The organism is Leminorella richardii (genome assembly GCF_900478135.1).
GTDB classification, from domain to species: domain Bacteria; phylum Pseudomonadota; class Gammaproteobacteria; order Enterobacterales; family Enterobacteriaceae; genus Leminorella; species Leminorella richardii.
In genome coordinates this window covers 209,690-230,167 of the sequence record NZ_LS483470.1, presented here as the reverse complement: position 1 = coordinate 230,167, position 20,478 = coordinate 209,690, and the positions used below count along the sequence as shown (strand labels likewise).

Sequence of the window (20,478 nt, the reverse complement as noted above, 5' to 3'; positions counted from 1 at the left end):
ACTACAGGTACATTCTTCTCAAATAGTGCATCACGGCATCATCGACGTTGCTGCCGATCACTTCCAGCTGTGGCAGAGTGTTCTTCAGCCGGGGTGAACCGTTTTGCATAATGCAGCCCTTACCGGCCATTGACAGCATTTCCGCGTCGTTCATACCGTCGCCGAAAGTAATGCAGTCTTTCAGGCCGTAACCCATTAGCCCAGACACTTCCTGCAGCGCACGGCCTTTAGAGACGTTTGCCCCCATCACTTCCAGACAGTAGTCCAAAGAAAACGTGGCGTGAACGCGATCGCCATAAATCTGATTGATGGTCTCTTCCAGCTTGAGCAGACGATCGTGTTCAAAGCTGGTGAAAAACACCTTACAGATGCCGTCTGTCGCCATCGTATCCGGCTCAAACAGCTGGTAGCTGAAATCTGATTCCTGATGAAAGTTCTTTAAGTCTTCACTGTCGCGGTTAGTTAGCCAGTCATCGTTGCGATAAACGTGAGTTTCGATATAGGGGTTATCCGCCACAATGTGGTAAAGCTCATAGGCGATGTTCGGGTCAAGGTTATGACTCAGGATCAAATCGCCCTGCGGATTATGCACGCGAGCGCCGTTGGAGGTGATCATATAGGAGTCAATGCCTAGGCCATCGCGGATCTGACCAACGTCAACGTGGTGACGACCAGTTGCAAATACAAAATGGATACCGCTTTGAGCAATCAGACGCAGCGTGTCCTTCGCGTAGGGGGAAAGCGTGTGGTCGTTCTGCAACAGCGTACCGTCCAGATCGGATGCAACGATAGGAAACATATTTTTATCAATCCTTAACGAAAAAAGAATTCAACGTAATCGAACATTCAGACTCAATACTGCGCGAAAAAGCGCAAAATATCCAGCAACGCCTTCGTCCTTAAACCGTCTCGCTCAAAAAGAATTTCGTGGAAGGCACCTTCAATCACGATCGGCCCGCCGCTTTCACAAGGGTGCCCCGCCTGTGCCATAGCCTCACAGAAAGCATTTTGCGCCTGATTGTCAACAATGCGCTCTTCCCCAGCCTGTAGCAGCATAAGCGGTGTCGCTATCTGCGGTGCTAACTCAATGGCCTGCTCCCCAGCGGCAATCGACTCTTTAACCCAGCGATAGGTCGGCCCGCCAACGCGCAGTTCTGGATAATCTGAAAAGTAGCGGGAATAAAGCCGATAGCGCACCTTGCTGTGGGTCAAAATGTTGACCGCATAGGGCAACGGTATCCATCGCCCGGTTCCAACAGCATAGCTTTCCCTGACGCTTGGCCAGCGCTCCGTCAGGTCGGTGATATTTTTGGCCAGCCACTTTGGCATTGGCAGGCGAATACCCAACATCGGCGAACAAAGAGCCGCTGCGGAAAACGAATCGGGATGACGTGCCAAAAACAGCGCCGAAATAGCGCCCCCCATTGAGTGGGCTAAAAGAAACGTGCTCGCATAGCGAGCCGGAGTGAAGGCGGTTTGCCAGAAGGTTTCAAAGTCTGCAACGTAGTCGTTAAACTCTTCCACGTGCCCGCGCTGGCCGTCCTCCAGCAGGCGACCGGAAAAGCCCTGCCCGCGATGGTCAATAATCCAAACGTCGTAGCCGCACTGAAAGAGATCGTAGGCCAGCTCCTGGTATTTGATGTAGCCCTCTGTTCTGCCCGGAGCTATCACAATGGCGCGGCTGTGTTCTGAAGAGGTAAACCGCACATAGGTAATCTCAACGCCGGCGACGCCCATAAAGCCCGCTTCCTGCCGCTGCTGCCAAAAATCTGACAGAGGCCCGGCAGAAAATGCGGCAAAGCGCTTTTCCCTATGGAGCAGTTTCAGTTCTAAAGAAAGATAGTCTTCCGTCATAAGCGTCGCCTCATTGGCCTGTCTTCTTTTCAGAAACAAAGAAAAACAGTCGAGCGTGAATGCAACAAACAGGGGGTCATAATGAAAATATGATACCTCTTTTTCCCTGTCATCTGCTTAAAACAGTGTGTAAAAATTTCTGTTCACCACTGGCAACCGCCGGCAAAAGCGTGATAAATATTCGTTATCCTTTCTCGATGTAGAACCTTAACTATGACTCTCGAGTGGTGGCTAACCTACTTAGTCACAACGATCGTTCTTAGCCTGTCCCCCGGTTCCGGCGCTATTAACACTATGAGCACCGGTATCACCTATGGCTTTCGCGGCACCCTTCCGGCGATTGCGGGTCTACAGGTTGGCCTTGCTGCCCATATTGCGCTGGTGGGCGTGGGGCTGGGCACGCTGCTGTCACAGTCAGAGATGGCGTTTATCGTCCTGAAGTGGCTCGGAGCCGGCTATTTGATTTGGCTCGGTATCCAGCAGTGGCGGGCGGCGGGGGCGATGGATCTTAATGCGGTGTCTCAATCGCTGCCAAAAAGCGGCCGCTTTAAGCGTGCCATCTTGGTAAACCTGACGAACCCCAAAAGCATTGTGTTTCTGGCGGCGCTGTTTCCTCAGTTCATTATTCCCAATCAGCCCCAGACGGCTCAGTATCTGATCCTCGGTGTGACCAGCATTGCGGTAGATATCGTCGTTATGGTCGGCTACGCGCTGCTGGCCAGTCGGGTTGCCAAATGGATCCGCCAGCCGCACCAAATGAAGCTTCTCAATCGTCTGTTTGGTTCACTGTTTATCCTCATCGGAGGGCTGCTGTTGATGGCACGTAAGGCCAGCCATTGAGGCTAGCTCCCCTTAAGACGCGCCGGATTATAAGTTTTATTGCTAAATATTTTATTCATATCGAATAAATTTACTTGCACCGCCGGATACATTTTGTAATGTGAATAGGTCTGTGCAGAATAACTCAGCAAAAATATAAGGGCAGTGCGGCAACAGGCCGCCCCCACCCCGCTCATTGATTACCGCAAGGTTAGGATACTGAATATGAAAAACGTCGGTTTTGTCGGCTGGCGCGGCATGGTTGGCTCCGTTCTGATGCAACGAATGATTGAAGAACGCGATTTTGACGCTATTCGCCCCGTCTTTTTCTCTACTTCTCAAACGGGTCAGGCTGCGCCTTCCTTTACCGGACAGGGCGGAGTGCTGCAAGATGCAAACGACATCGACGCGCTGCGCGCGCTGGATATCATCGTCACCTGTCAGGGCGGCGACTACACCAGCGATATTTATCCAAAGCTGCGCGCTACCGGCTGGAACGGCTACTGGATTGACGCCGCGTCAACCCTGCGCATGAAAGACGATGCGATCATTATTCTCGATCCCGTCAACCAGCACGTTATCGATCAGGGACTCAATCAGGGCGTAAAAACCTTCGTAGGCGGCAACTGTACCGTCAGCCTGATGCTGATGGCACTGGGTGGCCTGTTCGCCAATAATCTGGTTGAGTGGGCATCTGTCGCCACCTATCAGGCAGCCTCCGGCGGCGGCGCTCGCCACATGCGCGAACTGCTGACGCAAATGGGTATGCTGCACGCCGTTGCTGCAAAAGAGCTGCAAGATCCCGCTTCCGCTATTCTGGATATCGAACGCCGCGTCACTGAGCTGACTCGCAGCGGTACGCTTCCGGTCGACAACTTTGGCGTTCCTCTGGCGGGCGGTCTAATCCCTTGGATTGACAAGCAGTTGGAGAACGGTCAAAGCCGCGAAGAGTGGAAAGGTCAAGCAGAAACCAACAAGATCCTGAATACCGCCAGCACTATTCCGGTTGACGGCCTGTGCGTTCGCATCGGTGCGCTGCGCTGCCACAGTCAGGCGTTTACATTAAAGCTCAGAAAAGACGTGCCTCTGGCCGAGATCGAAAGCCTGCTGGCATCGCACAATGAGTGGGTAAAAGTGGTACCAAACGACCGCGAATTGACCATGCGTGAACTGACACCGGCTGCCGTGACCGGCACGCTGACAACCCCGGTTGGTCGTCTGCGCAAGCTGAACATGGGTCCTGAGTATCTGTCAGCCTTCACCGTTGGCGATCAGCTGCTGTGGGGTGCTGCTGAACCTCTGCGCCGCATGCTGCGCATTCTACTGTAATCTTGTCGATTACCGCTTCCTCGCTCATGAGGAAGCGGCCTAATGAATTAGGACTCCAGATACTTGTCCTGAATCATCCCTCTTACGCTCAGCGTTAAGCCAAACTCCTGCTCCAACCAGCTGTCGGTGCTGCCATAGCGCTGCTCAATGGCCTTTAGCGCTGTGCCAATAAACGCTTCTTTGGCTGACATCACGTAGTGCAGGCTGTCGATACCGTGCTGCTGAGTCAGCTGCTTAGCCAAATGCCCCATCATTTCCTGACGGAAAGGTTCAAGAGTCGTTTCCGTCAGCATGTAGTCTTCAATGACGGTTTCTTTTGATGCACCCAGCGTCAGCAGCACCAGCGCAGAGCCGATTCCGGTGCGGTCTTTCCCCACCGCACAGTGCTGCACCAGTGCGCCATCTCCCGGCTGCTGCATCACCTGAACCAGATGGCGGTACGCTCGGTTATCAAACGGCAACTGGTTATACAGGCGATTCATAAAGTCAGCCGCGTCAAATGACGCCAGCCCTTCGTCTGTGAGCTTGGAAAAGTTTGCGTTAACGTCGTCCGTCAGCGGATTGGCGGGAACGTTATCGTAGTTCACACCCTGCCAGATCACGTCTGGCCGCAGCGCCACTTCATCGGCATCCCGGTAATCAATAATATGGGTTAACGGGATTTGGCTAAGGTAGCCGCAGTCTTTCTCTGTCAGTCGGTCAAGCGCGCCGGCACGCAGCAGCTTTCCAGGTTTAACCCTGCGGCCGTCAATGCCCACGTTACCGCCCTGATCGCGGAAATTAATCCCTCCCTGCAGCGGTAGAAGTGATGAATGCAGTAAATCCGTCATGGCGATAGTTCCCTCTCGTTAAAGCGCTCAGGCGTGCTGTGAAATGGCGAACCCGCCGAGGCTATAGCGCCCCGCGGGTAGTTGCAGATAAAACAGGTATCAGATAAATGAGAAAGCGTCACCGAACATGCGTTTCTCATCAGCGCCGCGCTCAAGGCAGAAACGGTCGCGGGCTATCTTGACCATTTCAAAGCGACCGGCAATGTAGATATCGTGGTCTGACAGAGAACCAAAGTCGGCTAATACTGCAGCCAGAACGGTTCCAGTACGGCCTCGCCACTCTTCGCCCGGCTGTTCAACAACCGCGACCACGTTCAAATTAGGATACTGAACTGTCAGCGCTTCCAGACGCCCCATATCATAAAGATGCTCGGCTTCACGGCCGCCCCAGTAGAGAGAAATTTTTCTCTCTGGCTGGCGTTCCAGCGCGGTCATCAGGATGGAGTTAACGTAGGAAAATCCAGTACCGCCTGCGATCAGCAGCATTGGTCGCTCTGAGTCCTCACGCAGCCAGGCTTCACCGTGAGGAATGTCTACACCGATGCTCTTTTCCGTCAGTAGTCGATCCATAACGGCCATCGCGTACAGATTGAACTCAGATGCACCGATGTGCAGTTCTATCGATTCACTCTCCATGGGTGTCGACGCCATAGAAAACGGTCGGCGATCTCGCTCGTCCATAACCACTAGCAGGTACTGACCTGCCTGAAAAGAGACCGGCGCTTCCGGCGTGAGCTTCACGCGAAATACCGTATCGGTAATGGATTCCACAGAGGCGATTTTGCAGTTCAACGTTGCCATGTCTTCCCTCTAAAACGGGGTCATTAAAAAATCAAAAATGCCGTTAAGCGATACGTGTCCCATACTAGCGGGGAGTTTTCCCCGATTCAAATATGGCCAGCTCGTCCCAAAGCGCATCAATGCGGGCACACACTTCAGGATCTTTAACTATCGGACGCCCCCACTCTCTTTGCGTTTCTCCCGGCCACTTGTTTGTGGCATCCAGCCCCATTTTCGAGCCAAGGCCAGAAACTGGAGAAGCAAAGTCGAGATAGTCGATCGGCGTATTTTCCATCAGCACCGTGTCGCGCGCCGGATCCATCCGAGTGGTTATCGCCCAGATAACGTCTTTCCAATCGCGAGCGTTAATGTCATCATCGCAAACAATAACGAACTTGGTGTACATAAACTGCCGAAGAAAAGACCAGACGCCCATCATCACGCGCTTGGCGTGACCGGCGTACTGTTTCTTCATGGTCACTACCGCCATTCGATAAGAGCAGCCCTCTGGCGGCAAATAGAAATCGACAATTTCCGGAAACTGCTTGCGCAAGATAGGCACAAAAACTTCATTCAGCGCCAGCCCCATCACGGCCGGTTCATCCGGCGGGCGGCCGGTATAGGTAGAGTGATAGATGGCATCGGCTCGGCGGGTAATGTGAGTCACCGTGAAAACTGGGAAGCTGTCGACTTCGTTATAGTAACCGGTATGGTCACCATAGGGGCCTTCGGGAGCGGTTTCTCCCGGCTCAATATAGCCCTCCAGCACGATTTCCGCGCTGGCAGGCACTTCCAAATCGCAAGAGACGCATTTGACAACGTCAGTCTTATAGCCGCGCAACAACCCGGCGAAGGCATATTCAGACAGCGTATCCGGCACGGGAGTCACGGCCGCTAGCAGTGTCGCAGGGTCAGCGCCAAGGGCTACCGCCACCGGGAAACGCGTTCCCGGATTTTGCTGGCACCACTCCTGATAGTCCAGCGCGCCGCCCCGGTGGGACAGCCAGCGCATAATAATTTTATTCTTTCCCAATACCTGCTGGCGGTAAATGCCTAGGTTCTGGCGTGCTTTATGAGGCCCTTTTGTTACTGTGAGCCCCCACGAAATCAGCGGTGCAACGTCTTCTGGCCAGCAGTGCATAACCGGCAGTTTGGACAGGTCAACGTCTTCTCCCTGCCAAATCTGCTCTTGGCAGGGCGCAGAAGCCAGCTGCCGTGTTGGCATATTCAACACCTGCTTAAACTGCGGCAGCTTGTCCATCAAGTCGCGAAAGCCTTTGGGTGGCTCAGGCTCTTTCAAAAACGCCAGCAGTTTTCCCACTTCGCGCAGCGCGCTAACGTCCTCTTGTCCCATGCCTAGCGCAACTCGGCCGGGCGTACCGAACAGATTGCACAGCACTGGAATGTCGTAGCCTTTCGGATTCTCGAACAACAGCGCCGGGCCTTCTGCCCGCAGCGTGCGATCGGCAATTTCGGTCATTTCCAGATAGGGGTCAATCGGCTGTTTAATGCGCTTAAGCTCTCCCCGCTGCTCAAGCAGCGCCAGGAACTCGCGGAGGTCTCGATATTTCATTCGCTCTCTTTTACCGCTGGCTAATTGTAGGGTGCTTTACTCCAGACAGTTCAGGCGGTAGAAACTCCACCGCCTGAAACATGATGAGTATAGAAGGTTTCCCTTACTTTACTTCTAATTACCAATAATTAACAGCAGGTAAACGGCACCAGTTTACTCAACGCTTTAGTGTCCATATGTTCTGTTGTTTCTTGGCCGTGGCGGAAAATCTTGAATCCCTGCCCTTTGGCGCTGAAGTAGGTCAGATCGTTACCGGAAATCTGCAGCAGGCTGCCTTCACGAATTGCCACAACCGATTCTGACTGGTTCACAGCACAGAATTCGGCAATGCGCTCATCGCGGGTTTCACCCATGTGGCCGCTTAGGTGAGCGTCGATGTAGTGTGGGTTGATCTGAACGGGGAACAGCCCCAGTGACGGCAGCACAACGCTGCTGCGAACCGGCATGTCGTTAGTGGTTCTGATGGACGGGCAAGCGACGTTACAGCCAGCGCTCCAGCCGATATAGGGAATGTTGCGCTCGCGCACCGCGCGCTGAATAGGCACAATCAGCCCTTTCTCATGCATCATCTGATTCAACATCCAGGTATTGCCACCGCTGATGATAATACACTCAGCCTGTTCAATGGCTTCCGCTGGCTTATCAAAGTGGTGAATGCTGGTGACGGAAATGCCGAGGCTTTTTTCCAGGTCACGCGCACGATCGTCATAATCACTACGAATCAGGGCATAAGGAATCAATATTGCTTTCGCCACTTTTTGGCGTTCAATAACGGCCATAATTTGCTGTTTCGCATAGCCTAAAAGCTCTGCATCGCCGGACGTTTTGCCATTACTCAACAATATGAGTTCCATAAAGTCTACCTCTGTTTAGTTTGTTTAACGTTCAGACCCAAGCGCGCAGCTAACCGCCTACACAGCGGAAAAACAGCCGGCGCAGGCCCTATTTTCACTGCGAAATTATACGGAGCACACACATATTTACTGTGATCGTCTACCGTTTATGCCCATTCCAATGGCTAAAATATCGCCAGTCAGAATCATTGACTGTTGAGCCGTTGCCGTAGGCAGCGCCGCAGGAAAGCATGCTGCTTGGATTCTCCCTACCAGAATAATCCTAATCGTCTAATTAATCGACCAACGCATACCACCTTATATTTATTCATTCGTGCTTTTGTTATGCTTAAGGCGGGTTCAGCAACTTGAAGTATGACGAGCGTGTGTATGGAATCATGGTATCTACTTTACTGTAAACGCGGGCAGCTGACCCGAGCCCGAGAGCATCTCGAACGTCAGGATGTTCCCTGCTTTAGCCCCATGTATCAGATAGAGAAAATTGTTCGGGGGAAAAAAACAGTCGTGAGCGAACCGCTGTTCCCCAACTATCTGTTTATTGAGCTGAATCCCGAAAGGATCCACACCACCACCATTAGCTCAACCCGCGGTGTCAGCCACTTTATCCGCTTTGGCCGCTACCCGGTGACAGTGCCGTTTAGCCTAATTAAAAGCATGATGATGCAGCCCCAGCCGCAGATCATCGCGCCGTCAGTGCCTAAAAGTGGAGATAAAGTATTTATTACTGAAGGGATCTTCGAAGGGCTGGAGGCAATCTATGCTGAACCAGACGGTGAAACGCGCTCTATTTTGCTGCTAAATCTGATTAATCAGCAGGTGGAACACCGAATAGATAACGCACAGTTTGAAAAACGAGATTAATTTCTTATCTAGCGCCTCTTTGAATGCGGGGGAGCAACGGTCTCGCCGCTCCCCAACCCTCACTAGCGACGAGAAGCCTCATCGTGCAGCCACTGGGCAACGCGTTTAGCAAAATAGGTCAACACGCCGTCAGCTCCCGCGCGCTTAAAGCACAGCAGTGACTCTAGCACCGCAGGCTGCTCCTGAAGCCAACCGTTCTGAAAGGCAGCCATGTGCATCGCGTACTCACCGGAAACCTGATAGGCAAACGTCGGTACGGCAAAAGTGTCTTTAACCTGACGAATAACGTCCAGATAGGGCATCCCCGGTTTTACCATCACCATATCCGCGCCTTCCTGTAAATCCTGAGCCACTTCCTGTAGCGCCTCATTACCATTACCCGGATCCATCTGATAGGTTTTCTTGTTACCCCCCTTCAGATTTCCACTAGATCCGACGGCGTCGCGGAACGGCCCGTAGTAGCAGGAAGCATACTTAGCAGAATAGGCCATGATCTGAGTATTAATGAGGCTCTGTTCTTCAAGCTGCTGGCGCACGGCGCCAATACGACCGTCCATCATGTCGCTGGGAGCAACAATATCAGCACCGGCACTGGCGTGGCACAGCGCCTGACGCACCAGAATCTCTTTTGTCACGTCGTTAATCACGTAACCGCTCTCATCGATAATGCCGTCCTGACCGTGGACGGTGTAAGGGTCAAGAGCGACATCGGTCAAAACGCCCAGTTCAGGCACAGCTTCTTTTAGCGCTCTGACGGCTCTCGGTACCAGCCCCTGGGAGTTGTATGCCTCTTCTGCGTACAGCGTTTTCAGGCTCGGTTCAATCACAGGGAACAGCGAGATCACCGGTACGCCAAGCTTAGCCAGCTCTTCGGCTTCTTTGACCAGAATATCAACCGTCATTCGACTTACGCCCGGCATAGAAGGCACGTCCTGACGGCGATTCTCCCCTTCCATAATGAATACCGGATAGATTAAGTCATTAACCGTCAGCTGATTTTCACACACAAGGCGACGGCTGAAGTCATGAGCGCGCAGGCGGCGCAGACGGCGATGGGGGAAGGCCCCGGGAATAACGTAGCTCACACATGTTCTCCTTATTCTGTTTTGTCGATGATGAGAGAAGAGTCTATCGTCGTGATATCTCTCATCATACGCCTCAATCGCCCTGACGAATACCCAGCAGACGCAGCGCGTTTTGGTAAACGGTTTCTCCCAGCTCTATCGGGTCGTCCCCGCGCAGTGCGGCGACCTGATGCAGGATATGCGGCAAATAGGCCGGTTCGTTACGCCTTGATGAAGGCTTCGGAGACAGATCTCGCGGCAGTAAATAGGGAGCATCGGTTTCCAGCAGCAGCCTGTCAGCAGGGATTAGAGGCACCAACTCACGCAGCTCAAGGCCGCGCCGCTCGTCGCATACCCACCCGGTGATACCGATGTATAGCCCCTGAGAAAGATAGTCGTCCAACGCCTGTCTGTTATCTGTAAAGCAGTGCACCACTGCCGCGGGTACTTTTGACAGCCACGGCTTAAGGAGCGACATAAAGCGCGGGTAGGCATCCCTACAGTGCAGAAACAGCGGCATATCCAGCTCTGCTGCCATTGCTAGCTGGGCAGAAAAGGCGTTTTCCTGCTGTTCGGGGGTTGAAAAGTTACGATTAAAGTCCAAACCACATTCGCCAACGGCAACCGATTCTTTTTCAGCAAGGATACGATAAATCTGCTCCTCCCCTGAGTTTGACCAGCTCGAGGCATCGTGAGGATGTACCCCTGCCGTGCTCCAGCAGTAGCCGGGATAACGACTCGCCAGCTCCTGCGCTGCCCGGCTCTCTTTTAGAGACGTACCGGTGATGAGCATCCCCTTTACGCCCGCCAGCTTAGCCCGCTCAACTACGTCAGGCCTATCGGCAGCAAACTGTCGGTTTGTCAGATTAACGCCAATATCAAACACGTTTTTAGCTCCAGTAAAAAAACACAAGCCGCCAAAAAGGCGGCCTGGTCAAAAAAGGTCTGTCACGGCAAAACGTCAGGCAGAAGGCTTTTCATCTTCGCCATCGGTGTCAGCCTCATCATCCTGTTCGTCGCCTTCAGCGTTTCTTTTACGGCCTTTACCTACGTAGAAACGGGAAAAGAACAGGCCGATCTCAAACAGAATGCACATGGGTATCGCCAACAGCGTCTGAGAAAAGACGTCCGGCGGCGTGAGGATCATGCCAACAACGAAAGCACCAACAATAATATAGGGACGCTTTTTCTTCAGATCGTCAGGCGTCGTGACGCCGCTCCAGCACAGCAGGATGATGGCAACCGGCACTTCAAACGACACACCAAAGGCAAAGAACAGCGCCATGACGAAGTTCAGATAGTTATTGATATCGGTCGATATCAAAATGCCTTCCGGCGCCGTCTTCACAAAGAAGCCAAAGGCTAGAGGGAAAACAACAAAGTAGGCAAACGCCATGCCGAGGTAAAACAGCGCCGTGCTGGAAAACAGCAACGGCATCATCAAACGGCGTTCATGCTTATACAGCGCAGGGGCGATAAACGACCAAATCTGGTACAAAATGTAGGGCGCAGAAATGAAAACCGAGACAATCAGCGTTAACTTAATCGGCGTTAAAAACGGCGAGGCTACGTCTGTCGCGATCATACTGGCCTTTTCCGGCAGCTGGCTCATCAACGGCGCAGAAACCATATGGTAGATATCGTTGGAAAAATAAACCAGCGCCAAAAACACGACAATAATACAGACCATCGCGCGCAGCAGTCGGCTACGCAGTTCGATCAAATGGCTGATCAGCGGTTGGGTATCTTCTACGGCCATGGGTTATTTTTCGCCATCGGTTTTACTTAAGGACGGGGATACTGTTTCCGGCACGGCGTCTTCAGGCTTAGGCTCGACGCCCGTACTGGGTGGAACGTCTTCGACTGCCTCAGTCTGCGGCTTCGCCATCGAGTCCACCGGAGGAACGCTTTGACGATTCAATGCAGGATCGCTAACGACGCGCGGCGGCTCCTCATCGCTGGATGCAGAAGAGGTCGCGCTAGCACCAGAAGCAGGTGTTTCATTGAGCGACTCGGCGGCCTTATTGAGATCGCTTTGTACCGTACGCTTCATGCCACTGGCCATCTCTTTCAGCTCTTCCATCGACGCTTTCAGCTCTGGAGAGAGATTTTGTAGACCAGCCTGTTCCGCTTTTTTCAGGCTTTCTTTCAGCTCTTGCAGCTTCAGTTCCTGAGTCAGTTCATTTTGTACCGATGATGCCAGCGAGCGCATGGCTCGGATCCAGCCAGCTACTGTTTTCACCGCAACAGGAAGCCGCTCTGGGCCGAGCACGATCAAACCAATGATCAGCACCAGTACAATTTCACCAAAACCTATATCGAACACGGATTACACCTGCTCTTTATTCTGGCTCTTTTGTTCTTCGGTTTTAGTCGCGTTTGCCTGCTGCTCTTCAATAGACTTAACGACAAAATCAGCGTCTTTTTCTTTCTGAGCTTCTTCTTTGTTCGCCGCAGGCTCGTCTTCACTCATGGCTTTCTTAAAGCCTTTCACCGATGCGCCAAGATCCGATCCTAGTGTGCGCAGTTTCTTCGTTCCGAACAGCAGCACGACAATTGCAACAATAATAAGCAGTTGCCAAATACTAATTCCACCCATTGTAATATGCCTCTATAAATCGTGGGTTAAGGTTACGCTCGCCGCCAATTATATACGGCAGTTCCCCTAAACTATAGCAATAAATTTTCTCAGGCAGCTTTTATCCAGCCTATCAGCCAAGCCGCCAAACCCGCGCCCGCAAGGCAGAGTGGCCAGAGCGGAACCTGATTGATGAACAGCATGGTCGCACTCACCAGCAGCGTAGCGCCTACGCCAAACAGATAGTAAGAGCGACAACGCTTAGCTTCACGTTCATTCAGCCGAGCACTGAGTGTATCAATACTGTTTCGTAATTCTTTGTGCTGCCGCAAACTGTCGTAAAACAGTTCAGGCAGTTCCGGCAGTTTTTCTACCCAGTACGGCGCTTTTTCTTTCAGCGTGCGCAGCACGCCGGGAATGCCAACCTGATCCCGCATCCACGACTCTAAAAATGGCTTTGCCGTGGTCCACAAATCCAGCTGTGGATAGAGCTGGCGTCCGAGCCCTTCAATATACAGCAGCGTTTTTTGCAGCAGTACTAGCTGAGGCTGAACCTCCATGTTGAAACGCCGCGCGGTGTTAAACAGGTTCAATAGAACATGACCAAAGGAAATTTCGGAAAGCGGCTTCTCAAAAATAGGTTCACACACCGTGCGAATAGCAAACTCAAACTCTTCGACATTGGTATCCGGAGGAACCCAGCCAGAATCCACGTGCAGTTCGGCCACTTTACGGTAGTCTCGATTGAAAAAGGCGATAAAGTTTTCCGCCAAATAGCGCTTGTCCGCTTTGCTCAAAGAGCCAACGATGCCGCAGTCAATGCCGATATATTGAGGGTCATCCGGCTTTTCCCGACTGACAAAAATATTGCCCGGGTGCATATCGGCATGGAAAAAGCTATCGCGGAAAACTTGGGTGAAAAAGACCTGCACACCTCGCTCCGCCAGCACCTTCATATCCGTTCCGTTTGCTACCAGAGCGTCAATGTCAGAGACGGGAATACCGTAGATCCGCTCCATCACCAGCACGTTTTCATGGCAAAGGTCGCTGTAAATCTCCGGCACGTAAAGCATTGGGCTGCCGTCAAAGTTACGCCGCAGTTGGATAGCGTTGGCCGCTTCTCTCAGCAGGTTTAACTCATCCAGTAGCGTTTTTTCATACTCACGCACCACTTCTCTTGGACGCAGACGGCGTCCGTCAGGCATCAGCTTTGGTACCCATCCGGCAAGGCGGTACATCAGGCGAATATCTGCCTCAATGACGGGTTTGATGTCTGGGCGAATAACCTTCAACACCACTTCTTGACCGTTGCTTTTCAGCGTTGCGGTATGCACTTGTGCAATAGAAGCCGATGCCAGCGGCGTTACGTCAAAACCGTCAAACCAGCGCTCCAGCGGGCCACCCATGGCCTCTTCAATCTGGCGGCGCGCAAGATTGCCGTCAAATGAGGACACCTGATCCTGTAGTAAGGCCAACTGATCGGCGATCGCAGGGGGAAACAAATCTCGACGTGTAGAAAGCATCTGCCCGAACTTGATCCATACCGGACCTAGCTGTTGCAGCGCTAGGCGAAGTCGTTCCCCCAGAGGCTTTTCCTGATGCTGATTACGCAGCCAGAACAGGCAACGGCATCCCATGCGAAGAGGCCAGGTAAGGCGCATTTTGGGGATCAGTTCATCCAGCCCGTAGGTTAAAAACACTCGAACAATAGCGTACAGCCGCAGTAGCTCAGAAGGGGTCATCGAGTACGCTCCAGCAGCTCGATACGCTGCGCCAGCGCGTCCAGATCCTTGCTTAGGGTTTCCACACAGTCGCTAAAATGTAAAACCTCAAGGCGACCCGGCGCCAATCGCCACTCCTCAGTCACTGACTGGGCTAAATAGCTCTGCTGGCGAGAGGCCCAGCGGCTTATGTTTTTAACGCTGCCCTGAACGCTCTGACTCAGCGTTTCCGCAGCAACATCGCCGATATAGGGCGACAGCCATTCGGCTACGTCCCACTCGGTTAAATCAATAAGCGTGACAAACTGCTGAACAACCTGAATGTCGCCATCAACACTGACTTCACCATTGCGCATTAGCGCAGACAGCCGCTGACGGTCGCGCAGGGAGAAGAGCGTTGTTAGGCTCGTTGTCAAAGTACAGTCGGCAGGCTGCTGCCACTGACTCACAACATCGATATGGTTCACGCTAAACACCAGCGTTAGGGACGTAGAGAGCTCTTGCAGGCTGAGCGTAAGCGTTTTTCCCGCCAGTCGGTGGCTTGCAGGCAGCATGCTGCGATCGCGAAAAAGCAGGCTGTTTAACGACGTTTCTATCAGGCCGGAAACCAGAGGAACAAGCAGCATAGCGATCCCTTGTCAGAAAAACCGTTCAAACCTCGCCATGTCCGTCTATACCTCCGCCATTAAAGGGCAAGAGATCAAGACAAAAGGCGCTGTCTGAAATATCAATTTCATTGAGCCATAGTAATCATGAATGGTGTAGGAGTACAGCGGGCGTTACTTTCATACAGAAAATGTACGGCGTGGAAAAAGAGAAAAACATCATTTTTATTAACGAGTTATTCTGTACAGTCACATTATGCTACAGCATAAAAAAACTTAACAATAATGAAACAAACAAAAAGACAGCCAGCTTGTTAATACTAAAACCGTTAATGAACGCTATGCGACTCCGTATAAAACAGGACGCCGCGTAGCGTTTCGGTGCTTATCAATCAGGCAGCAGTATTAATACTTGTAGCCGCGATGCAGCGCAACTATGCCGCCCGTCAGATTAAAGTAGTCCACGCTGTCGAATCCAGCTTCCAGCATCATGCCCTTCAGGGTTTCCTGATCGGGGTGCATACGGATAGACTCAGCCAGATAGCGATAGCTGTCTGCGTCGCGAGTTATCCACTCGCCAATTTTCGGCAAAATATGGAACGAATAGGCATCATAGGCCGAATTGAGCACTTTGGCGTTAGGCTTGGAAAACTCCAGCACTAGCAAACGCCCGCCCGGCTTCAGCACGCGGAACATTGAACGCAGCGCCTTGTCTTTCTCGGTCACATTACGCAGGCCAAAAGAGATAGTGATACAGTCAAAATAGTCATCAGGGAACGGCAGCGCTTCCGCGTTAGCCTGAACGTAATTCACGTTACCCACAATGCCCATGTTGCGCAGCTTTTCACGCCCCATCTTCAGCATAGAGTCGTTGATGTCCGCCAGAACAACGCTGCCTTTTTCACCGACCATGCGGGAAAATTTTGCCGTCAGATCGCCAGTACCGCCCGCCAGATCGAGCACTTTCTGACCTTCACGTACAGCGCTACAGTCGATGGTAAAACGTTTCCAAACGCGATGGATGCCAAATGACATCAAATCGTTCATCAGATCGTACTTGGAAGCGACGGAGTGAAAGACGTTAGCCACCATACTGGCCTTGTCGTCTTTATTTACGGTTTGGAAGCCGAAGTGCGTGGTTTCCTGCGGATCGTTCATCATTTTTAACGCCTGAAGGTTTAATAAATGCTATAAATTTCCGTGAATCGATTTAGTCTACCAGAAACACTCTGAAACATACCCACCAATAACTCTTTTTTGTTAAATCCGCTCAATATTGGAAGAATCTTCCAGTGCATTCTGGCTATCCGATATATCCGGTAACTCATCCTCAGAAGGGGATTTAAGTCGCTCTGCGCTTATTGGCCGCTTAACCTCCACGCCTAGAGATCGAAAGCTTTCTACCTGCCCCAGAACGTTGCCCCGTCCCTCAGACAGTCGATTTGTCGCCTGCCGATAGCTGCTCTGCGCCTTTTCCAAGCTTCCACCCAGCGCTGCCATATCGTCAACAAACAGCCGGACTTTGTCATACAGCTTAGCCGCTCGTTCGGCAATCTGCTGCGCATTCTGGCTTTGGTGCTCATAGCGCCAAAGGTTGCCAATGGTCCTTAAGGCCACCAGCAGTGTTGTTGGGCTTACCAGCATAATGTTATTTTGCAGCGCTTCACTAATCAATTCGGGCTGTCTGTCGATAGCCAACAGGAAAGCGGGCTCAACGGGAATAAACATTAGCACATAATCCAGAGAGCGAAGCCCGGGCAGCTGATGATAGTCTTTCCGGCTAAGCAGTCGAATGTGGGAACGAATCGATGCAATGTGTTCATGCAGTGCCTGCATGCGTTCCTGATCGTCGTCACTATTGAAGTAGCGCTCATAGCTGACCAGCGACATCTTCGCATCGATAATCACGTCTTTATTCTGCGGCAGCCTGACGATAACGTCTGGCTGTTGGCGGTTGCCCCCTTCATTTTGCAGGCTGACCTGAGTCTGATATTCATAACCCTCCCGGAGACCTGAAGCCTCCAGCACTCGGGCAAGCACTACCTCCCCCCAGTTACCTTGGGTTTTGTTATCCCCCTTCAGGGCTTTGGTCAGGTTAAGGGCTTCCTGCGCCATTTGAGCGTTAAGCTGTTGCAGATGGCGAATTTCATGGGTAAGCGTGTGGCGCTCTCGGGATTCCTGACCGTAGTTTTCCTGCACCTGACGGCGAAAGCCTTCCAGCTGTTCGCTCAGCGGCAGTAAAAGCCGATCCAGACTTTGTCGGTTTTGTTCATCAACTTTGCGCCCGCTCTGCTCAAATATGCGATTAGCCAGGTTTTCAAACTGTACCGTTAGGCGCTGTTCGCTGTTAATCAACAGTCGCTGCTTTTCTTCAGCGGCAAATCTCGTTTCCTCAAGGCGGGTCGACATTTCCCTCAGTTCCGCCTCCAGCACGCTGTTAACGCTTTGCAGCCCTCGAAGCTCCTGATTCAGACGCTCACACTCTTCATGCCACAGCGCCTGCTGTTGAGCCTTTTCCTGAGCGGCAGCCAAATGGGCGTGCACGTTGCGAAGCTCTATCTGCTGCTCCTGCTGCACTTTCTGCATTAACTCTTTTTCGGCTCGGAGTTCAGCCCTTTCACTCAGGCTTTGCTCAAGCTGAGCCGCCTGCAGCTCAAGCTGATTTTCTAGCCGCAGGCGCGAACGTTGATTCACCAGCATCGATATCAGCAATGCAGCGACAAACCCCGCCAGCGCTGCGCCGATCGCGATCGTTAAGCTGTTTTCCACCAAGCCTCCGGTTGCCTATTTCGTCTAGCTGGTAAAAGTAAGGAAATACTGTATGAATGTCCAGAATGATTTAATTGTAACTGGAAGGTTTCCCGCAAAATATGCAGCAACGCGGCGTTAAAAACGCAGATAATGCAGCGCCCACTGAAGTCCAAACGCGCCAGGCGCCAGCATGACGAATCCCCACAGCATCGCAGACAGTAGATTCACAACCTGAAAAGAGCGAAGCGGCATATTGCACACGCCCGCGGCTAAAGGCACCGTGGCTCTCAGCGGGCCGAAAAAACGGCCAATGAAAACGCCGGGCGCGCCCCAGCGCTCAAAAAAATGCTGACCTCGAACTAACAGATTAGGATTGCGCGACAGTGGCCAAACGTGAGCAACGCGCTCTTTATAGCGCCAGCCGAGCCAGTAGGACACCCAGTCACCAAAAAATGCCCCAGCGCAGGCGCCGAGCCACATAGACCAAAATCCGATGCCGCTTTCCCCAATAATCGCGCCAACACCCAGCAGAATAACTGTCGCAGGAATAAGCAGCGACAGAAACGCAATCGACTCTCCAAACGCCAAGAAAAAAACAATTGGCGGCCCCCAAGCCTGGTGGTCGCGCACAAAGTTCATGGTCATCTGGATAACGTGGTCAAGCGTCACGCAAAAAGCTCCGGCTAAATAGAGCGCCCATTTAGCCGCATAGGCGCTGAAAAAATCAACCCTCTTTTCGCTTTTATACGTAAGGTTCCCATAGGTGATTTTTTTTCACTACTGTGCCTCTACCCGCTCAGACATTAGGTCGTCTATGACATCATCGCGCCCTAGCGCCGGCAGTCGAATAACCACTCGCGTAAAGCGGTCTGGCTCACTCTCAACAGTAATGCCGTACTCATAGCCGTATCGTGCTTTAATGCGCCGATCGACTAGATTCATGCCCAGCCCGTCACCGTTTGGCCTTGGCTGGTACAGGCCTGCGTTGTCTTCAACCACCAACACCAGCGCCGGGCGCATCTGCGAGCTGTCGCCGTAGCCTCTGATACAGATATGCCCTTCGCTCAGCATTTGCGATGTACCGTGCTTAATCGCATTCTCAACAATTGGCTGAAGAGAAAACGCCGGTAACAGCAGCGGCCCGAGGGCAGGGGAAATATCGATATCCACAGTTAGGCGATCGGCAAAACGCGCCTTCTCTATCTCCAGATAGGCGTTGATATGCTCCATCTCGTCGCTCAGGCTAACCTCATCGTTGCTGCGCTTAAGGTTTTTACGGAAAAAGGTGGATAGCGAAAGCACCAGGCCACGCGCCCGGTCTGGGTCTTTGCGAATAACCGCCGACAAGGTGTTAAGCGCGTTAAACAAAAAGTGAGGGTTAACCTGCGCGTGCAGCAGCTTGATTTCTGACTGTGAGAGCAGTTGTTTTTGGTGATCCAGCGTACCGGTCAGGATCTGTGCCGACAGCAGGTGGGCAATGCCCTCACCTAGCGTGCGGTTAATTGAGGAAAACAGCTTACTCTTGGGTTCATAAAGCTTAATGGTGCCAATCACGGTTTTTTCTGCACCACGCAGCGGAATCACTAGCGTAGAGCCCAGCTTACAGCCCGAATTGATTGAACAAGCGTAAGGCACTTCATTGCCGTCAGCATAAACAACCTGATTGTTCTCTATCGCCTTGTGAGTATGGTGAGAGGTAATCGGTGTGCCCGGCAGGTGGTGGTCTGCACCAATGCCGATAAAGGCCAGCAGCTTTTCCCGATCGGTAATAGCCACCGCCCCGACGCCCAGCTCTTCATAGAGGATTTGGGCAACCCGCATACTGTTTTTCTGATCGAATCCGGCTCGCAGAACCCCTTCCGATCGAGCGGCTATTTGCAGTGCCTTAGCGGAGAAGGCGGTAGTGTACTTTTCAAAAATCGCCCGTCGGTCGAGAAGAATGCGCATAAACATCGCTGCGCCAACGGTATTAGTAATCATCATCGGCAGCGCAATGTCGTTTACCAGATGTACCGCCTGCGAAAACGGCCTCGCTACTAGCAAAATAATCAGCATCTGTAGCCCTTCGGCAAACAGCGTAATCGCAGCAACGGTTAGAGGCTGAAACAGAAGATCCATGCGGTTATGGCGAACCAGATAGCGATGCAGCAGGCCGCCAACCAGACCTTCAACAATAGTAGACAGCATACAGGCTGTCGCTGTCATTCCCCCCATAGAGTAGCGGTGCAACCCGCCCGTCAAGCCAACAAAAAAGCCAACGGAAGGCCCGCCAAGCACGCCTCCGAGCACTGCCCCCATCGCCCGCGTATTAGCAATAGAGTCGTCAATCTGTAGGCCAAAGTAGGTGCCCATGATGCAAAACATGGAAAAGGTAAAATAACAGAGCAGCTTGTGGGGCAGCCGGATGGTGACCTGCATCAGAGGAATAAACAGCGGCGTTTTGCTCAGCAGGTAGGCAATGACCAGATACACACACATCTGCTGTAGCAAAGAAAGAATAAGATCGGTCTGACTGATATCCATAGGGGGTCGTCTCTGAGCCAAAAGTGCAACCGCGCCATTGTAACATTAACCTGTTGCACCTCGGCAAATACCGACATAGAGCAGCCAAAACCTGACGGGTCCCTCTGGATAAAAAAAAGCCAGCACGTAGGCTGGCTAAAATAAACACTGGAAGCAATGTGAGCAATGTCGTGCTTTCCCGAGGTGGACATGTTGACCGCCCCTTGAAAACATGGAAATAATAATCATTATCAATATCACCTGTAAAGCTCTTTTTTACACAAAAATGAAGAAAGCGCGATTATTTTTATTTTCCATTAAATATCATATGGATAAAAAACAAAAAGTGTGTGAATT

20 protein-coding genes are annotated in these 20,478 nt (G+C 52.1%); 3 read left to right on the top strand and 17 right to left on the bottom strand.

The window, feature by feature from the left end:
• Position 1: 1 nt before the first annotated feature.
• Positions 2-799 carry a sugar/pyridoxal phosphate phosphatase YigL gene (gene yigL / locus DQM29_RS01025; RefSeq protein ID WP_111738905.1) on the bottom strand — a complete coding sequence of 266 codons (798 nt, stop codon included), beginning with the start codon at positions 797-799 and terminating at the stop codon, positions 2-4.
• A gap of 53 nt (positions 800-852) precedes the next feature.
• Positions 853-1,854 (bottom strand): lysophospholipase L2, encoded by a 1,002-nt coding sequence (gene pldB, locus DQM29_RS01020; protein WP_111738904.1) that lies wholly within the window; start codon positions 1,852-1,854, stop codon positions 853-855.
• A 213-nt stretch (positions 1,855-2,067) separates the two neighbouring features.
• Between pldB and rhtB the strand changes: the two genes are divergently transcribed.
• Together rhtB and asd are read left to right on the top strand one after the other, a co-directional pair.
• Positions 2,068-2,694, top strand: a complete 627-nt coding sequence (gene rhtB, locus DQM29_RS01015) for a homoserine/homoserine lactone efflux protein (protein WP_111738903.1) — start codon at positions 2,068-2,070, stop codon at positions 2,692-2,694.
• A gap of 204 nt (positions 2,695-2,898) precedes the next feature.
• The gene (gene asd / locus DQM29_RS01010) at positions 2,899-4,002 is read left to right on the top strand and encodes an aspartate-semialdehyde dehydrogenase (RefSeq protein WP_111738902.1); all 1,104 of its coding nucleotides are present in this window, start codon (positions 2,899-2,901) and stop codon (positions 4,000-4,002) included.
• A gap of 47 nt (positions 4,003-4,049) precedes the next feature.
• Here asd and DQM29_RS01005 read toward each other — a convergent pair whose 3' ends face one another.
• The 4 genes from DQM29_RS01005 to pepE all read right to left on the bottom strand — a co-directional run bounded on the left by DQM29_RS01005 (position 4,050) and on the right by pepE (position 8,039).
• Positions 4,050-4,832, bottom strand: coding sequence for a tyrosine-protein phosphatase (locus tag DQM29_RS01005; protein WP_111738901.1), 783 nt, complete (start codon positions 4,830-4,832; stop codon positions 4,050-4,052).
• 99 nt (positions 4,833-4,931) lie between these two features.
• Positions 4,932-5,633, bottom strand: a complete 702-nt coding sequence (gene fre, locus DQM29_RS01000) for an NAD(P)H-flavin reductase (protein WP_111738900.1) — start codon at positions 5,631-5,633, stop codon at positions 4,932-4,934.
• A gap of 64 nt (positions 5,634-5,697) precedes the next feature.
• On the bottom strand, positions 5,698-7,185 hold the full coding sequence (gene ubiD / locus DQM29_RS00995; RefSeq protein ID WP_111738899.1) for a 4-hydroxy-3-polyprenylbenzoate decarboxylase: 1,488 nt from the start codon (positions 7,183-7,185) through the stop codon (positions 5,698-5,700).
• A gap of 128 nt (positions 7,186-7,313) precedes the next feature.
• Entirely contained in the window at positions 7,314-8,039 is a 726-nt protein-coding gene (gene pepE, locus DQM29_RS00990; RefSeq protein WP_111738898.1) for a dipeptidase PepE, read from the bottom strand.
• 369 nt (positions 8,040-8,408) lie between these two features.
• Here pepE and rfaH point away from each other — a divergent pair, with 369 nt between their 5' ends.
• Positions 8,409-8,900, top strand: a complete 492-nt coding sequence (rfaH, locus tag DQM29_RS00985; RefSeq protein WP_111738897.1) for a transcription/translation regulatory transformer protein RfaH — start codon at positions 8,409-8,411, stop codon at positions 8,898-8,900.
• Positions 8,901-8,962: 62 nt separating this feature from the next.
• On the opposite strand, the gene hemB is transcribed toward rfaH, so the two are convergent.
• The 11 genes from hemB to DQM29_RS00925 all read right to left on the bottom strand — a co-directional run bounded on the left by hemB (position 8,963) and on the right by DQM29_RS00925 (position 20,142).
• Complete coding sequence (gene hemB / locus DQM29_RS00980) at positions 8,963-9,985, bottom strand: porphobilinogen synthase (protein ID WP_111738896.1); 1,023 nt, start codon at positions 9,983-9,985, stop codon at positions 8,963-8,965.
• Positions 9,986-10,058: 73 nt separating this feature from the next.
• Positions 10,059-10,850, bottom strand: coding sequence for a 3'-5' ssDNA/RNA exonuclease TatD (gene tatD / locus DQM29_RS00975; protein ID WP_111738895.1), 792 nt, complete (start codon positions 10,848-10,850; stop codon positions 10,059-10,061).
• Between the two features lie 75 nt (positions 10,851-10,925).
• Entirely contained in the window at positions 10,926-11,723 is a 798-nt protein-coding gene (gene tatC / locus DQM29_RS00970; RefSeq protein ID WP_111738894.1) for a Sec-independent protein translocase subunit TatC, read from the bottom strand.
• Between the two features lie 3 nt (positions 11,724-11,726).
• Positions 11,727-12,290, bottom strand: a complete 564-nt coding sequence (gene tatB, locus DQM29_RS00965) for a Sec-independent protein translocase protein TatB (RefSeq protein ID WP_111738893.1) — start codon at positions 12,288-12,290, stop codon at positions 11,727-11,729.
• 3 nt (positions 12,291-12,293) lie between these two features.
• Positions 12,294-12,563 carry a Sec-independent protein translocase subunit TatA gene (gene tatA / locus DQM29_RS00960; RefSeq protein ID WP_111738892.1) on the bottom strand — a complete coding sequence of 90 codons (270 nt, stop codon included), beginning with the start codon at positions 12,561-12,563 and terminating at the stop codon, positions 12,294-12,296.
• An 89-nt stretch (positions 12,564-12,652) separates the two neighbouring features.
• On the bottom strand, positions 12,653-14,284 hold the full coding sequence (gene ubiB, locus DQM29_RS00955; RefSeq protein ID WP_111738891.1) for a ubiquinone biosynthesis regulatory protein kinase UbiB: 1,632 nt from the start codon (positions 14,282-14,284) through the stop codon (positions 12,653-12,655).
• On the bottom strand, positions 14,281-14,889 hold the full coding sequence (gene ubiJ, locus DQM29_RS00950; protein ID WP_111738890.1) for a ubiquinone biosynthesis protein UbiJ: 609 nt from the start codon (positions 14,887-14,889) through the stop codon (positions 14,281-14,283). The genes ubiB and ubiJ overlap by 4 nt, the downstream gene beginning before the upstream one ends.
• A gap of 384 nt (positions 14,890-15,273) precedes the next feature.
• Positions 15,274-16,029, bottom strand: a complete 756-nt coding sequence (gene ubiE / locus DQM29_RS00940) for a bifunctional demethylmenaquinone methyltransferase/2-methoxy-6-polyprenyl-1,4-benzoquinol methylase UbiE (RefSeq protein ID WP_111738888.1) — start codon at positions 16,027-16,029, stop codon at positions 15,274-15,276.
• Positions 16,030-16,128: 99 nt separating this feature from the next.
• Complete coding sequence (gene rmuC, locus DQM29_RS00935; protein WP_232054843.1) at positions 16,129-17,637, bottom strand: DNA recombination protein RmuC; 1,509 nt, start codon at positions 17,635-17,637, stop codon at positions 16,129-16,131.
• A gap of 117 nt (positions 17,638-17,754) precedes the next feature.
• Positions 17,755-18,288: a DedA family protein gene (locus DQM29_RS00930; RefSeq protein WP_111738887.1), complete on the bottom strand. Its 534-nt coding sequence runs from the start codon at positions 18,286-18,288 to the stop codon at positions 17,755-17,757.
• Between the two features lie 108 nt (positions 18,289-18,396).
• Complete coding sequence (locus DQM29_RS00925; protein WP_111738886.1) at positions 18,397-20,142, bottom strand: sensor histidine kinase; 1,746 nt, start codon at positions 20,140-20,142, stop codon at positions 18,397-18,399.
• Positions 20,143-20,478: the final 336 nt, after the last annotated feature.